This window comes from Sphingorhabdus sp. (assembly GCF_035329025.1).
Taxonomy (GTDB): domain Bacteria; phylum Pseudomonadota; class Alphaproteobacteria; order Sphingomonadales; family Sphingomonadaceae; genus Sphingorhabdus_B.
On the sequence record NZ_DAOLHN010000008.1, the window covers coordinates 50,736 to 64,964 of the forward strand.

At 55.7% G+C, this 14,229-nt stretch carries 17 protein-coding genes; 10 read left to right on the forward strand and 7 right to left on the reverse strand.

Annotated elements, in window-relative coordinates; translation table 11 throughout:
• Nucleotides 1-3 precede the first annotated feature (3 nt).
• The 5 genes from leuD to PKC81_RS03525 form a co-directional block, all read right to left on the reverse strand.
• Nucleotides 4-597, reverse strand: coding sequence for a 3-isopropylmalate dehydratase small subunit (gene leuD / locus PKC81_RS03505; protein WP_324333248.1), 594 nt, complete (start codon nucleotides 595-597; stop codon nucleotides 4-6).
• 63 nt (nucleotides 598-660) lie between these two features.
• On the reverse strand, nucleotides 661-954 hold the full coding sequence (locus PKC81_RS03510) for a hypothetical protein (protein WP_324333249.1): 294 nt from the start codon (nucleotides 952-954) through the stop codon (nucleotides 661-663).
• 166 nt (nucleotides 955-1,120) lie between these two features.
• Nucleotides 1,121-1,711, reverse strand: coding sequence for a DUF4145 domain-containing protein (locus PKC81_RS03515; protein ID WP_324333250.1), 591 nt, complete (start codon nucleotides 1,709-1,711; stop codon nucleotides 1,121-1,123).
• 161 nt (nucleotides 1,712-1,872) lie between these two features.
• Nucleotides 1,873-3,303, reverse strand: a complete 1,431-nt coding sequence (gene leuC, locus PKC81_RS03520) for a 3-isopropylmalate dehydratase large subunit (protein ID WP_324333251.1) — start codon at nucleotides 3,301-3,303, stop codon at nucleotides 1,873-1,875.
• Between the two features lie 135 nt (nucleotides 3,304-3,438).
• Nucleotides 3,439-4,323: an AraC family transcriptional regulator gene (locus PKC81_RS03525; RefSeq protein ID WP_324333252.1), complete on the reverse strand. Its 885-nt coding sequence runs from the start codon at nucleotides 4,321-4,323 to the stop codon at nucleotides 3,439-3,441.
• Between the two features lie 141 nt (nucleotides 4,324-4,464).
• Between PKC81_RS03525 and PKC81_RS03530 the strand changes: the two genes are divergently transcribed.
• The 7 genes from PKC81_RS03530 (at nucleotide 4,465) to PKC81_RS03560 (ending at nucleotide 9,316) form a co-directional block, all read left to right on the forward strand.
• On the forward strand, nucleotides 4,465-4,866 hold the full coding sequence (locus tag PKC81_RS03530) for a thioesterase family protein (RefSeq protein ID WP_324333253.1): 402 nt from the start codon (nucleotides 4,465-4,467) through the stop codon (nucleotides 4,864-4,866).
• A 124-nt stretch (nucleotides 4,867-4,990) separates the two neighbouring features.
• Entirely contained in the window at nucleotides 4,991-5,722 is a 732-nt protein-coding gene (locus PKC81_RS03535) for an acyl-CoA thioester hydrolase/BAAT C-terminal domain-containing protein (RefSeq protein ID WP_324333254.1), read from the forward strand.
• 305 nt (nucleotides 5,723-6,027) lie between these two features.
• A complete protein-coding gene (locus PKC81_RS03540; RefSeq protein WP_324333255.1) occupies nucleotides 6,028-6,252 on the forward strand; it encodes a hypothetical protein in 225 nt (74 codons plus the stop codon).
• 77 nt (nucleotides 6,253-6,329) lie between these two features.
• The gene (locus tag PKC81_RS03545) at nucleotides 6,330-7,337 is read left to right on the forward strand and encodes a P63C domain-containing protein (RefSeq protein WP_324333256.1); all 1,008 of its coding nucleotides are present in this window, start codon (nucleotides 6,330-6,332) and stop codon (nucleotides 7,335-7,337) included.
• A gap of 51 nt (nucleotides 7,338-7,388) precedes the next feature.
• Nucleotides 7,389-8,282, forward strand: coding sequence for an IS1 family transposase (locus tag PKC81_RS03550; RefSeq protein ID WP_324333257.1), 894 nt, complete (start codon nucleotides 7,389-7,391; stop codon nucleotides 8,280-8,282).
• A 245-nt stretch (nucleotides 8,283-8,527) separates the two neighbouring features.
• Nucleotides 8,528-8,752, forward strand: coding sequence for a hypothetical protein (locus tag PKC81_RS03555; protein ID WP_324333258.1), 225 nt, complete (start codon nucleotides 8,528-8,530; stop codon nucleotides 8,750-8,752).
• 48 nt (nucleotides 8,753-8,800) lie between these two features.
• On the forward strand, nucleotides 8,801-9,316 hold the full coding sequence (locus tag PKC81_RS03560) for a sterol desaturase family protein (RefSeq protein ID WP_324333259.1): 516 nt from the start codon (nucleotides 8,801-8,803) through the stop codon (nucleotides 9,314-9,316).
• A 120-nt stretch (nucleotides 9,317-9,436) separates the two neighbouring features.
• Here PKC81_RS03560 and PKC81_RS03565 read toward each other — a convergent pair whose 3' ends face one another.
• Entirely contained in the window at nucleotides 9,437-9,790 is a 354-nt protein-coding gene (locus tag PKC81_RS03565) for a YbaN family protein (RefSeq protein WP_324333260.1), read from the reverse strand.
• Nucleotides 9,790-11,226, reverse strand: a complete 1,437-nt coding sequence (locus tag PKC81_RS03570) for an NAD-dependent succinate-semialdehyde dehydrogenase (RefSeq protein ID WP_324333261.1) — start codon at nucleotides 11,224-11,226, stop codon at nucleotides 9,790-9,792. Before PKC81_RS03570 ends, PKC81_RS03565 begins: the two co-directional genes overlap by 1 nt.
• A 114-nt stretch (nucleotides 11,227-11,340) precedes the next feature.
• Between PKC81_RS03570 and PKC81_RS03575 the strand changes: the two genes are divergently transcribed.
• The 3 genes from PKC81_RS03575 (at nucleotide 11,341) to PKC81_RS03585 (ending at nucleotide 14,228) form a co-directional block, all read left to right on the forward strand.
• Nucleotides 11,341-12,522: a GGDEF domain-containing protein gene (locus PKC81_RS03575; protein WP_324333262.1), complete on the forward strand. Its 1,182-nt coding sequence runs from the start codon at nucleotides 11,341-11,343 to the stop codon at nucleotides 12,520-12,522.
• Between the two features lie 76 nt (nucleotides 12,523-12,598).
• Nucleotides 12,599-13,519, forward strand: coding sequence for an SMP-30/gluconolactonase/LRE family protein (locus PKC81_RS03580; protein ID WP_324333263.1), 921 nt, complete (start codon nucleotides 12,599-12,601; stop codon nucleotides 13,517-13,519).
• A 10-nt stretch (nucleotides 13,520-13,529) separates the two neighbouring features.
• Nucleotides 13,530-14,228 (forward strand): VIT family protein, encoded by a 699-nt coding sequence (locus tag PKC81_RS03585; protein ID WP_324333264.1) that lies wholly within the window; start codon nucleotides 13,530-13,532, stop codon nucleotides 14,226-14,228.
• The last annotated feature ends 1 nt before the right edge of the window (nucleotide 14,229 follow it).

Consider the following 14,229-nt stretch of genomic DNA (forward strand, 5'->3'; position numbering starts at 1 on the left):
TCCTCAAATCATCTGTGGCACCAGCCACGGTTTTTCTGTGTTTAATTTGCTTTCGTAGGCCGAAATCGCGTCGCTGCTGGCGAGCGTCAGGCCAATTTCGTCGAGGCCATTCAGCAAGCAATGCTTGCGGAACGGATCGATTTCAAAAGTGAAGCGATCCTGGAAGGGGGTTGTCACAACTTGGTTTTCCAGATCGATATAAATCGGGTCGGTTTTGGCGACCTCCATCAACCGGTCAATCGCCTCTTGCGGCAAGACGACCGTCAGCAATCCGTTCTTGAATGCGTTGCCCGAGAATATGTCGGAGAAACTCGGCGCGATAACCGCCTGAATGCCCATATCGGCCAGCGCCCAGGCGGCATGCTCGCGGCTGGAGCCGCAGCCGAAATTGTCCCCTGCAATCAAGATGGGGGAGCCTGCATATTCGGCGCTGTCGAACAGATTGCCCGGTTCCTTGCGCAACGCCTCAAACGCACCTTTGCCGAGCCCCAACCGGCTGATCGTCTTTAGCCACGCGGCAGGAATGATGACATCGGTGTCGACATTTTTGAGGCCGAACGGATAGGCCTTGCCAGCGATGGTGGAGACGGGGTTCATCTGGAATCAGTCCGCTTCGGTCTTGAGGTTATATTCAATTCGCGATTGATTCTGACCTCAAGTCTATTTTTGCCGCTTTGGCAAGAAGCGCCGCCAAATTGATGGCTTCACGCGCTGCGGCAATGCCTGACCGGTCGCATCGAGCAGATATTTGGCCAGTAGCAACGCCTGATTGTGCGTCATCAGGAAATGATGGCTGTCGATCTGATGATCCTCCAGCGCCTGTTGTGAGACCGTGCTCTGAATGCGCAGGTCGATTGACGAGCCGAGACCATTGTGCGTCCAGCCCACAACAACGGCCCGATGCTCGGCGGGTTCGGTAGTTTCAGCTTTCTTCTTGGCCGGACGTCGTGCCATCAATCGCCTCCTGAAGCCATTTTACATTCCGCAGCGAGGTGATCGAGTCAATATGCCCAAAGAAAGATGTGCCGCAGCGGGACTTAGCCGATCAACTCCCGCACGTCGGTGTCGACACTTTCGAGGCTGCAAAGATAGGCCTTACCAGAGATGCCGTTGACGGGATTCATTTTTTCACTGTTCCCTTGGAATCCTTACTGTGCTTGGCCTTCAGTTTTTCGGCGAGTTTTGCAATCTTCTTGGATTTCTCTTCGATGATTTCATCAAGGCAAAATTCAAATATCTCATATGCGTCAAGAAGCTCTTCATGACTCACTCGTCGTCCATGACTGCCTGTATTACATAGCCATTTAATGGACATGAGATTACTACCGAGTTCCGGATGACTTTTTGAAAAAAGCTCGATCTTTTGGTGAAGATTGATTTCGTTTCCATCGGCTTCGTTGCTGGAAAAGCCTAGATTTATCATCAGCTTATCCAAGGCATTTCGAATGCTGTTCGCACACGATTCCGGATTTCTCCAAAACGTTTCAAACGACTTAACTAGCTCGCCTTTGACATCCACATAGGTTTTGCTCGGTAGTGTAATAATGTGAGGCATCGGATATGAAGTCTTTGGATAGTATGCTTCATCCCAGTCCCAATCGTCATGATCAGTGTACGATTGTTCAACTCCACCGTTGCCAGCTAAAACGTACATCTGGCCGCATTTCTCGTTTCCGCATTTCGCTCGAACCCCGAAAACGTAGTCGATCAAATGCGGGTCCCAATCTACGTCGTTTCTCCAAGCTTTCGACCGAGTAGTTTCTTCGGCCAAAAATGTATTCTGAACTATTTGCAGAACTCCACCGGAGCACGCACAGCAAGGATATGGGGGGCAATGATGCGCACTAATCTGCGCCCTCCAAAGTTGCCTTTTCAAGTGATCAACTCCCGCACATCGGTGAGTTTTCCTGTCACCGCCGCCGCTGCGGCCATGGCTGGGCTGACGAGGTGCGTTCGCGCGCCCGGGCCTTGGCGTCCGACGAAATTGCGGTTGCTGGTGGAGGCGCAGCGTTCCCCCGCAGGCACCTTGTCCGGGTTCATGCCGAGACAGGCGGAGCAGCCGGGTTCGCGCCATTCGAGGCCGGCGTCGATGAAGATGCGGTCGAGCCCCTCGGCTTCGGCCTGGCGCTTCACAAGGCCGGAGCCGGGTACAACGATGCCCCAGCGGATGTTGGCGGCTTTCTTGCGGCCTTTGAGGATCGCCGCCGCAGCGCGCAGGTCTTCGATGCGACTGTTGGTGCAGCTGCCGATGAAGATATTCTGCACCTCAACGTCGCTCAGAGGTGTGCCGGGTTCGAGGCCCATATAGGCAAGGCTTTTGGCGGCTGCTTCCTGCTTGGAAGGATCGGCGAAGCTCGCCGGATCGGGAACGGTGCCAGTGATCGGCACGACATCCTCAGGACTTGTGCCCCAAGTTACGCTTGGCGCGATATCGGCGGCGTCGATGACCACGACCTTGTCATAGGTCGCGCCCGGATCGGTGGTGAGGGTGCGCCAATAGGCGACTGCCGCATCCCAGTCCGCACCCTTCGGAGCCATGGGGCGGCCCTTTAGATATTCGCAGGTCTTTTCATCGGGCGCACAGAGTCCAGCGCGCGCGCCATGCTCAATCGCCATGTTGCTGACTGTCAGACGGCCTTCGATGCTGAGATTGCGGATGGCGCTGCCGGTATATTCGATGACATAGCCGGTGCCGCCTGCCGCGCCGAGTACGCCGGTGATGTGGAGGACGATGTCCTTGGCGGTAACGCCGGGGCCGACTTCGCCCTCTACGCGCACTTCCATCGATTTCGATTGCTTAAGCTGCAGCGTCTGCGTTGCCAGCACATGCTCGACCTCGCTGGTGCCGATGCCAAAGGCGAGTGCGCCAAGGCCGCCATGGCAGGCGGTATGGCTGTCGCCGCAGACGATTGTGGTGCCGGGTAGCGAGAAACCCTGTTCGGGGCCAACGACATGGACGATACCCTGTTCTAGGTCGGCATCGCCGATATAGCGGATGCCGAAAGCGGGGGCATTGGCCTCCAGCGCCGCCAGCTGCTGCGCGCTTTCCGGGTCGGCAATCGGGATGCGCTTGCCGACCGCATCGCGTCGTGCGGTGGTCGGCAGATTATGGTCGGGCACGGCCAGTGTCAGATCGGGCCTGCGTACCTTTCGTCCTGCCGTGCGCAGCCCTTCAAAGGCTTGCGGGCTGGTCACTTCATGCACCAGATGGCGGTCGATAAAGATCAGGCAAGTGCCATCATCGCGGGCAGACACGACATGCGCGTCCCAGATTTTTTGGTAGAGCGTGCGGGGCTGAGTCATATGCTTGGCCTAAAGGCACAGCACACCGCGCTTGGCAAGCAAGGATATTTTAAACACGCAGCATTTTGGGCATTTTCCTTTTGCGCTCCGAAGGCGGTCGTGATTTGAGCGCGACCGCCTCCATCGCATGCCGGTCTATATCAGCGGCAGGTATAGGTCGGTGATGGCTTCGCGTTCGGGAACATCGGGGAAGAAGCTGACGCGCTGACAGTAAAGCGGAAAGTCGCGTAATTCTTCGCCGCTGTCGGGAAGCCATTCACGATACAGGAACATTGCGGGAGCCTCCAGATCGTCGGGATTTCCGACAACACGGAGCCGCGCGCAGCGACCGCCAGGTATCAATCCCGATTCAACGCCCGCGCTGGCATCGTCCAGCCCTTTGTCTGTCGCGACGCACAGATCGAGCCGATAGTCGTCGTCCGCCGTCGACCGTGGATCGTTGTGAAAGATGTTATAGGTCGCGTGCAATGACGGGCTGAGGCGATTGCTTTTGCGCCATGCAATAAAGCGCTCGATCGACGACCGGATGTTTCTCGGGCTGCCGCGATGTTCCATAATTGCGACCGGAATATCCGGTGTCGTTATGATTTCGACATCGTTCGCGGTGTAGTTGATATCCATATATTTTCTCCGTGATGTTTCGAATGGCTCAAAGGCCGCAAGCCACGGATCCCAGTCGGGAGAAGAGCGAAATGACGAAGGCGATTGTCCGAATTTCTGGCGAAATGCCCGGGCAAAAGCGTCGGGCGCTTCATAGCCGGTATCAAATGCGATATCGGTGACGGTATCGCTGTCGCGAAAAGCAAGGCGGTACGACGCCCGCTTCATTCTCGACAGCTGGACATAGCTATAGACAGAAATCCCGAACATTGCGGAAAATTGCCTGTGAAAATGATGCTTTGAGAAAGCCGCAATGCCGCTCAGCACATCGAGGCTGAGATCCGCTTCGGGGTTTTGGTCGATATAGGTGATCACCCGCCGCATTCTGTCCTGATATTTATTCAAAGCTGCCTTAGTCATTTTTATCTCCGTGGCAGCCTTTGTTAGCTAAGGGGAGGGACACCACGCTCGACCGATATTGCTTTTCTACAGCTGGTTGCAGGTTTGTTTTCATCGCGGCGACTGGAAATTGTAACTTTTTAGTCGTATCCCCGAATCGACATGAACACACTCTCCCACCTATTCCCGATCAAAATCCTGCCCGAAGATATCGACTTCATGGGGCATGTGAACAACAGCCGTTATCTCAATTGGGTGCAGGAGGCGGTGCTCGAACATTGGCGTAATCTTGCCCCGCCCGAGGCGGTGGCGCAGCGCGCATGGGTCGCGCTCAAACATGAAATCACCTACCGCAAGCCCGCTTTCCTAGAGGATGTCGTGGTCGCCAATGTGGTGCTCGAAAGCATCCACGGTGCGCGCGCTTTTTACGAAACAGTGATCAAGCGCGGAGAGGAAGTGCTCGCCGAGGTCAAATCGAGCTGGTGCTGCATCGATGCCGAAACACTGCGTCCTGCAAGAATCGGCGCGGATATTTCTGCCTATTTCTTTCCGAAGGCGGATTAAGATCGTTCCACATTGCGCAAGCCGCTAATGTGCTAGTTGTGATTTGCGGCTTGTTATTCTGACCGGGCTCTTCGACCATAGCTATAACACTTTTGCGGAGTAGGTGATGGGCTGGAAACGAGGTTTGAAAATCGCTGTTAGTGGACTGGTCGCGCTGTTTGCCATCGGCGCAGGCTGGACATATTACAGCAAGCCTTGGGTATATCCTGTATCGATTAAAGACGCCGGGCCGACTGGGACACGTATTGTTACCGACGGTCTGTTCGGCAACTATTTCCCTTCACCCGACGGTAAAAGGGCGGCAACCATATTACTTGTCGGTGGCAGTGAAGGCGGGCTGGGCTTGCATATGACGCACCTTGCCAAAGCCTTGCAAAGTGCAGGTTATACCGTTTTTCACTTATCCTATTGGCGAGCACCTTCACAGCCGAAACGGTTGGAGGAAATCCCGATTGAATATTTCGAGAAAGCCTTGATCTGGCTCAAAGGCCAAAATGCGGTTGACCCCGAAAGGATGGCGATGGCTGGCTGGTCGCGCGGTAGCGAGGCTACGGTTCTGGTTGCGGCGCGGAACAATGGGCTGAAAGCAATCATATTGGGAATGCCGGGAAGCCATGTCTGGCCCGACTTTGATTGGGAAGCCCCTTGGGCGAGTAAGGGCACGTCAGGTTGGAGCATCGACGGGAAGCGCCTGCCTGCCGTTTCGCTCGAAAACGTCCCTTTCACTCTCGATCCGGCCACAGGTGCGGCTTCGGCATTGGCCGAAACCGTCAAAACGCCGGCTGCAGCCCTTCCGATTGCAGGCGTGTCTATACCGGTGCTGATGATTTGTGGAGCAAAAGACAATATTTGGTAGTGTCTCAGTTTGAATTTTGACGGATAGCCTATCGTAATCCAATCGCCGTTCCTATATGCTTAGCGGAAAGCATGGAGGCGATATGACAACTCACCACAGAGTGCCGGTAGTTTGTGAGTGCGGCCATCAGGGCATTGTTCACTGGTCCGAAAACGATCAGCCGTTCAGCAAGCAATGGGAAAGCTATAGCATGTCTGGCTTTGAGGCTGGCAGCTTTGAAATCGCCGGATTTACAACGACAACCGAAGCCATAGAACGAATGCAACCGAAGTGCCCTGAATGCGGAGCCATCGGAAAGGTGAAACATGCCTAAAGGCCCCCAAGGACAGAAGCGACCAGCCGACGCTATCGGGCTTGCTGTTATGATCGGCAAGATTGCGACAGGCGAGATCGAGGACGAACGCGACGACGCAAAATCTGCCGCTGCGCAGCTTGGCAGCTTGGGCGGCAAGAGGCGCGCCGCCAATATGACACCAGAGCGACGGAAAGAGATTGCGCAAAAAGCAGCTGAAAGTCGCTGGAAAAAGTAGTGCACTGACATTGACTCTTTCTGCTGTGCACACTATGTGCACTGACAATGCCGATTCGTATTGTGCACGGAGTTTTTATGTCAGATTCAGAAAAACAAGCGATCACGCGTAGATTGCCGGATAGTGAAGGCGACCTTATTCGCTTCGCCATTGATGAGGGCGAGGTCGAGTTTGGTCACCTTATTTTCAGATGTGCCGTGCTCGACGATGAGACGCGCGTCATCAATGGCACTGAATTTATGCGCGTTATGGGCATATATAGAAGCGGTGCACTTTCGACGCGTCGCTCTGATGACGATGAAATATACTTTCCGCTTCATCTAGCTTTCAAAAATTTGCGGCCTTTCATTTTAGAAGACGCTGATCTGGTTACTTCTCTAAAAGTTCCAATTCGCTACCGCAGTGTAAAAGGCAGCGTTGCGGAGGGCATACCTGCTCAGGTTTTGCGGAGAATCTGCAATGTATGGGTCCGTGCACGAAATGCGGGAGTGCTTGGTTCATCCCAAGAAAAAGTTGCCGACAATGCTGAAAAGCTATTAAATGCCCTCGCAGACGTTGCAATCATATCGCTTATAGATGAAGCTACTGGCTATCAAAAGCGCCGTGCACACAATGAACTTCAACAAATACTTAAAGCATATATAGCACCTGAACTGCTTCCTTACCAAAGCAGATTCCCGCTTTCATACTATGAGCAAATATATCGGGTCATGGGGTGGCCATATGACGCTTCTTCTACTAAGAGAACTGCCTATATTGGCAAGCTGACTAATAAGCTCATCTATGACAAACTCCCTCCAGGGGTTCTACCAAAGCTGAAACGGAAAAATCCGGTCGATTCCGTTACAAAGCGAAGGAAGCACAAGCATTTCCAGTTTTTGACCGAGGATGTGGGGAACGTGCACTTAGCCAATCAAATTACCGCTGTGACGACGCTGTTGAGGGCTACGCCAGATGGCAATTGGCGCTTTTTTGAAACTCTTTTCAATAATGCCTATCCGCCTGCTCAGGGCGATCTTTTCTCTGGGCTTGATGTCGAGCGCCTTCTTACAGAGCAAGAGCAATCTAGCTTACCCCAAGCATAAATTTTCACTTTATACTTGACCCTAAGCACGAAAGTTCATATTAAAATGAGTATGAACAAGCTGCCCCATAACAAACGCGTCCAAATTCTCGCAATGCTCTGCGAGGGCTCGTCGATGCGGTCAATTAGCCGCGTTGCCGATGTGTCGATCAACACGGTTTCCAAGCTGTTAGTTGAGGCTGGCGAGGCCGCTTTGGCTATCCATGACGAGACAGTCCGCAACGTCAAAGCTAGCCGCGTCCAGTGCGATGAAATCTGGTCATTCTGCTATGCCAAGGATAAGAATGTTCCCGCCGCCAAGGATGCGCCGGAAGGCGCTGGTGACGTGTGGACGTGGACCGCGATTGACGCCGATACTAAGCTGATCGTTTCCTATTTTGTTGGCGACCGTTCGGGACAGTCAGCAATCGCTCTCATGGACGATCTGCGCGCTCGGCTGTCCAATCGGGTGCAACTGACAACCGATGGTCACAAGGCTTACCTAGAAGCCGTTGAAGGCGCTTTCGGTGCCGATGTGGACTATGCGCAGCTTGTGAAACTGTATGGCAATGTCGGTGGCGGTAAGAGTGCAGAGGTGCGCTACAGTCCTGCTGAGTGCACCGGCATTCGCAAGGTAGCTATCGAGGGCAATCCAGACGTGAAGCATGTCTCAACCAGCTATGTCGAGCGTCAAAACCTAACCATGCGCATGTCCATGCGCCGCTTTACCCGTCTAACAAATGGCTTTTCAAAGAAGCTGGATAATCACATTCACGCGCTGGCTTTGTATTTTGTGTTCTACAACTTCACCCGCATTCACAAAACACTGCGCATGTCGCCAGCAATGGCAGCTGGCATTACAGATCGGCTCTGGTCGCTGGACGATGTTATCGCTAAGATCGACGAGCTGGCACCGGCTCCGAAGCCGCGAGGTCCTTACAAAAAAACTAACCAAAGGGACGGTTAAAATGAAGAATACGCTGTTAGTGATTTTGGCACTATTCGCCTCGGCCTGCTCTAAGACAGACGGCGAGAGATGCATTGACAGCTATATGGAGATATTCGACCAAAGAAACCCTGACGCCAGCACTAAACAAAGGCAGAACGCGGAGCGCGTAATCACAATCCGTTGCACTGACCCAAGCTACGGACGCTAAAATTCAAACTGAGACACTACCCAATATTTGGGCCAGTTGCCCAATGGCAAGGGCGATGAAAGCCACCGCAAACTCTGCGAAGAAAGCGGACGTCAGCTTGATCGAGTATAGTGATGCGGGCCATGTTGCCTTTGGTGCGCCAGCAGAACGGGGAAGCAAGTTGCACAAAAGTTTCGGAAACTTTGGCGGCGGAACGGCCGACGCCAATCAGGCAGCGCTAGAAAATGCGTTCCCGAAAATGCTCTCTTTTCTGGAAAAGAGTTTTGAGGCCAAGCAATAGCTTCGATGTCCGCTTTCAAAACAATGGTTCAGCGCCTATATGATCGTAATGAGTGTCGCGCAAATCTTTGCAATCGTCCTTGCTACCTTCATTGCGATGGAGTTTGTCGCATGGAGCAGCCACAAATATATCATGCATGGATGGGGCTGGGGCTGGCATCGCGACCATCATGAGCCGCATGACAATGTCTTTGAAAAGAATGACCTTTACGGCATTGTCGGTGCCGCGATGAGCATTTCGATGTTCGCCATTGGCAGCCCATTGGTGATGGGCGCTTCGGCGTGGGAGCCGGGAACGTGGATAGGCCTTGGCATCCTGTTCTACGGCATCGTCTATACACTGATCCATGATGGGCTGATCCATCAACGCTATTTCCGCTGGGTACCGAAGCGTGGCTATGCCAAGCGGCTGGTGCAGGCGCACAAGCTGCACCATGCGACCATCGGCAAGGAAGGTGGCGTCAGCTTTGGCTTCGTCTTCGCGCGCGATCCGATTGTGCTCAAGCAGGAATTGAAAGCGCAGCGCGAAGCCGGGATCGCTGTCGTGCGGGAGGCTTTGGGTTAAGTAGAACAGACGCTTATAGTTCACCGTAGCCCTGATCCTGTCGAAGGGCGCCCCAAGGTTTGCGCTGATGCTGAGAAGCGCCCTTCGACAAGCTCGGGGCTACGGTATCACGGACGTTGTTCAACTTTCCGGCCGCATCCACAACCAGGTTCCACACACCAAACCGACCGCTGCAGGTAAAAGCGACCAGGGTGGAGTCAGCGTCAATGAACCGATCAGGGCGCTTGCGAGGAAAGCGGTTGTTGCCGACCATTTGGCGCGCCTGCTGACTACACCCTTTTCGCGCCATGCAACCAGATGTGGGCCATATTTGGGGTGATTGAGCAGTTTTGCCTCAAGCGCCGGGCTGCTGCGTGCGAAGCAGAAGGCGGCGAGGATCATGAAGGGCACGGTGGGCAGGATCGGCAGGAAAATGCCCACCGTTCCCAGCCCGACCGAAACCCATCCGGCAGCAAGATAGAGCTGCCGCTTCATCAGGCTTGGTGGATCGCCTTGGTCACATAATAGCTTTCGAGACCTTCGGGCCCACCTTCGCTGCCAAAGCCCGATTCCTTGACGCCGCCAAAGGGCATGTCGGGCATCGAAATCGCGGCTGTGTTGATGCCGACCATACCGGCGTCGATCAGGTCGCCTGCCATATTCGCCTGTCGACCATTTTCGGTGTGGACGAAGGAAGCGAGGCCGAAGGGCAGGCGGTTCGCCTGTTCGATGGCGTCTTCGAACTTCGCAAATGGCCGGACCAACGCGACCGGGCCAAAAGGCTCATTGCTCATGATATCAGCCTCAAGTGGAACATCGGAAAGCACCGTCGGGCGGAAGAAATAGCCGTCGCCATTGTCGGCACTGCCCCCGGTGCCGACGCGCGCGCCCTTGGTAATGGCATCCTGCACCAGTGCACCGACGGCAGCGGGACGGCGCGAATTGGCGAGCGGCCCCATGATGGTGTCGGCATCCAGACCGTTGCCGACTTTCACCTTGGCGGTGCGTTCGTTGAACCCTGTGACAAAGCGGTCGTAAATCCCTTCCTGCACATAAAAACGCGTCGGCGAGATGCAGACTTGCCCGGCGTTGCGGAATTTTTGCGTAACAACGATGTCGAGCGTCTTTTCGAGATTGCAGTCATCGAAGACCAGAACCGGCGCATGCCCGCCCAGCTCCATCGTCACCCGCTTCACGCCATCGGCGGCGAGTTTCATAAGGTGCTTGCCGACGGGAATCGATCCGGTGAAGCTCAATTTGCGGATTACTGGAGAGCTCAGCAACTGACGGCTGACCATGTCGGGCACGCCAAAGACCAGCTGCGCAACGCCTGCCGGTATGCCCGCATCGGCTATGCAGCGCATGATTTCGGAGGTTGAACCCGGCGTTTCCTCGGCTGGTTTCGCGATCACCGAGCATCCCGTTGCCAGCGCCGCCGCAACCTTTTTCGACATTAGCGAAACCGGGAAATTCCACGGTGTCAGTGACGCGACCGGACCGATGGGCTGTTTGAGCACCAGCGCGCGTTGTCCGGCTGGGCGCAGCGCGATGCGGCCATAGGCACGCTTGGCTTCTTCGGCGCAATATTCAAAGACAGCGGCGCACGAGAGGGTTTCGGTGCGCGCCTCGGCAAGCGGCTTGCCCTGCTCCATCGTCAGGAGCGTCGCGATATGCTCGGCCCGTTCGCGGATCAGCGCAGCCGTTTTGTGCAGCACAGCGGCGCGGGCGTTGACGTCGGTCGCGCGCCAAAGGGCAAAGCCTTTGGCAGATGTTGCCAGCGCCTCGTCGAGATCGGTGGCGGTTGCCAACGGCAGTTCGGCGAGCACTTCGCCGGTCGCGGGATTGAGCACCTGATGCACATCGCGGCCTTCGCCCGAGCGCCAGCTGCCATCGATGTAGAGGGCGAGATTTGCCTGATATTCGCGTGTCATGGTTTTCCTGCGACAATGTTTCCGATTGCCCTCCATCTAGGCGCTTCAATTTCGCTTGGAAAGTCCAGTCGCTTTAACCTGTGCTTTACCGCCATTGGTTAATCCTGCGGCTTAATGGGCAAACCATATCTGATAGCCAAGATTCATTTCCAGGCCGCGAGGCTCTGGCGTTGGATTGCGCCGCCTGTTCCCCAGTCGATTATCGGTCCGCTGCATTCCGCCCAACTCCAGAATGTGCGCACACAAGTTCCGATGTTGCTGGCCGTAGCAGCGCTTAACACCTGTATCGTGATGGCGGTGTGCTGGAGCAACGGTTTACCACTGGCCAATTATGCGTGGATGTCGGGCCTTATTCTCTACTGCTTTGCGCGGCTAACCGTCTGGAGGCGGCTGTTGCAAAAGCCGATCCCGCTCGAAAAAGTGCCGCTCATCATCAAGGCAAATGTCGGGCTTTCGGTCGGCATGATGGGCTTTTTGGGCATTGCGGCCTCGGTGACTTATGTCGCCGGGACCTTCGCGTATGAAACGTTGATACCTGTCTCGCTGGCCTTTGGCGCGACGGCGATTGCCCATTGTCTCTATACGTTGCGCCCAGCCGCTATCGGGGTGCTGGTCATTGGTATCACTCCGGTCGCATTGTCGATGATCTTTGCGGGTGAATTCAATGCCAAGATGCTTGGTGTTTCGATGCTGAGCGTCGAAGCCTTGATGATCCGCTTTGTTGCTGCGCAATATGACCGGCTGATCGAAGGGCTTTTCCTCGAACAACAGATCCGCGAATTGGCCGACACTGACCCGCTGACCAGTCTGCCCAACCGCCGTGCCATGATGGCGTCGATCGAGGCGGAGCTGGATTGCGGTACTGGCAAAAAGCCCTCCTTCGGCATTGCGCTGCTCGATCTTGATGGCTTCAAGCAGGTCAATGACAGCCTTGGTCATCATGCCGGCGATCTGATGCTACTCGGTGTCGGTGGGCGTCTGGCCGACGCGGCAGAGGCGCAGGACAGCGTGGGCCGTCTTGGCGGCGATGAATTTATCGTGCTGTTCCGCAATGTCGCGGACAAGGCAGACCTATCCGCACGCACCACTTCTATGCTCGCCGCTTTGTGCCGACCCATCGACCTGGATGGCAATCGCCTGCCAGTGGCCGCGAGTCTCGGCTATGCGCTCTATCCGGAGGATGGCGAAACCGTCCGCGAAGTCATGCACGTCGCCGACGCCGCGCTTTATGCCGAAAAGCGCGCGGGCAAGTCACGAGCGCAAGCCGTAGCGTCAAGCCGCCAACACGCCGCATAAGCCGCATTATCAGGCTTCCCAAACGCATTTCCTGCTGCCAGCTTGGGCGGCGAGAGAGATTGGGAGGATTTTGAACATGGCAGAAATGGTAACCATCACCGACGGACTGCGCTTTCCCGAAGGGCCGGTTGTGATGCCGGATGGCAGCGTCATTGTAACCGAAATCGAGCAGGGCAAGATCACAAGGGTCAAGCCCGATGGTAGCAAGGAAACCGTTGCCACGACGGGCGGTGGACCCAATGGTCTTGCTCTTGGCCCCGACGGAAAGCTCTATTGTTGCAACAATGGCGGCTTCGAATATGCAGAAGCCAATGGCTATCTGGCCCCGCACGGCATCGCCAATGACTATTCGGGCGGGCGGATCGAGCGGATTGATATCGCCACAGGCGCAGTCGAAATCCTCTACAAATCCGGCGATCATGGCTGCGTGCTGCGCGGCCCCAACGACATTGTCTTTGATGAACATGGCGGCTTCTGGTTCACCGATCATGGCAAGGTCGACTATGCCAAGCGCTGCCACGACATTGTCGGCATCTTCTATGCCAAGACCGATGGCAGCCATCTGGAAGAAGTCATCTTCCCGTCGAACAACCCCAATGGCGTCGGCCTCGCGCCCGATGGCAGCGCGCTCTATGCAGCGGAAACCTACACCTGCCGGTTGATGAAGTTCAACATCACCGCCCCTGGCAAGGTCGCGCCCGATGCAGGCCCGGGCGGCCCCGGCATCCCGCTCTATCGCCCCGCCGGTTATAAATTCTTCGATAGCCTCGCGATGGAGGCGAACGGCAATATCTGCGTTGCGACGATCGGGGAGTGCGGGATCAGCGTTATCTCGCCCGAGGGCGAGCTGGTCGAATTTGTTGCGACCGACGACATCTTCACCACCAACATTGCTTTTGGCGGGGATGATATGATGGATGCTTATATTACACTTTCGGGCAGCGGGCGGCTGGTGAAGACGCGCTGGAACCGGCCCGGCCTCAAACTGAACTATTGAAGGGGATCCGATGTCGCGGCTGCATGTCGAAGCCCATGTCATCGACCGGATCGGCTGGTTGCGCGCGTCGATCCTCGGCGCGAACGACGGCATCGTCTCTACCGCCAGCCTGATTGCCGGGGTTGCGGCGGCCGGTGCATCGCAACAAAGCATCCTGATTACCGGCATTGCGGGACTGGTAGCGGGTGCGATGTCGATGGCGGCGGGCGAATATGTGTCGGTCAGCTCGCAGGGCGATGCCGAAAAGGCTGATATCGCACGCGAGACAGCGGAGCTCGAAACACAGCCCGAATTCGAGCGGGAAGAACTGATCGGCATTTATGAGAAACGCGGTCTGGATCGTGATCTGGCGGAAAAAGTCGCCGACAAATTGATGGAAGGCAATGCGCTCGAAACCCATTTGCGCGATGAGCTGGGCCTGACCAGCGAGATGTCGGCACGGCCGATTCAGGCAGCACTTGCCTCGGCTGCGGCATTTGCCGCTGGGGCAGCGCTGCCTCTGATATTGGTTCCCCTGTTTCCCGGGCCGTCGCTGACATGGATTGTCTCAGGCGCTTCGCTGCTCTTTCTTGCCATTTTGGGTGTGGTGGGTGCGAAAGCGGGCGGCGCACCGGTTGGGAAGGGCGTGATGCGCGTGACATTCTGGGGTGCAGTCGCCATGGCAGCAACGGCGGCGATTGGCTCGCTGTTCGGAACAACGGTAGGATAGA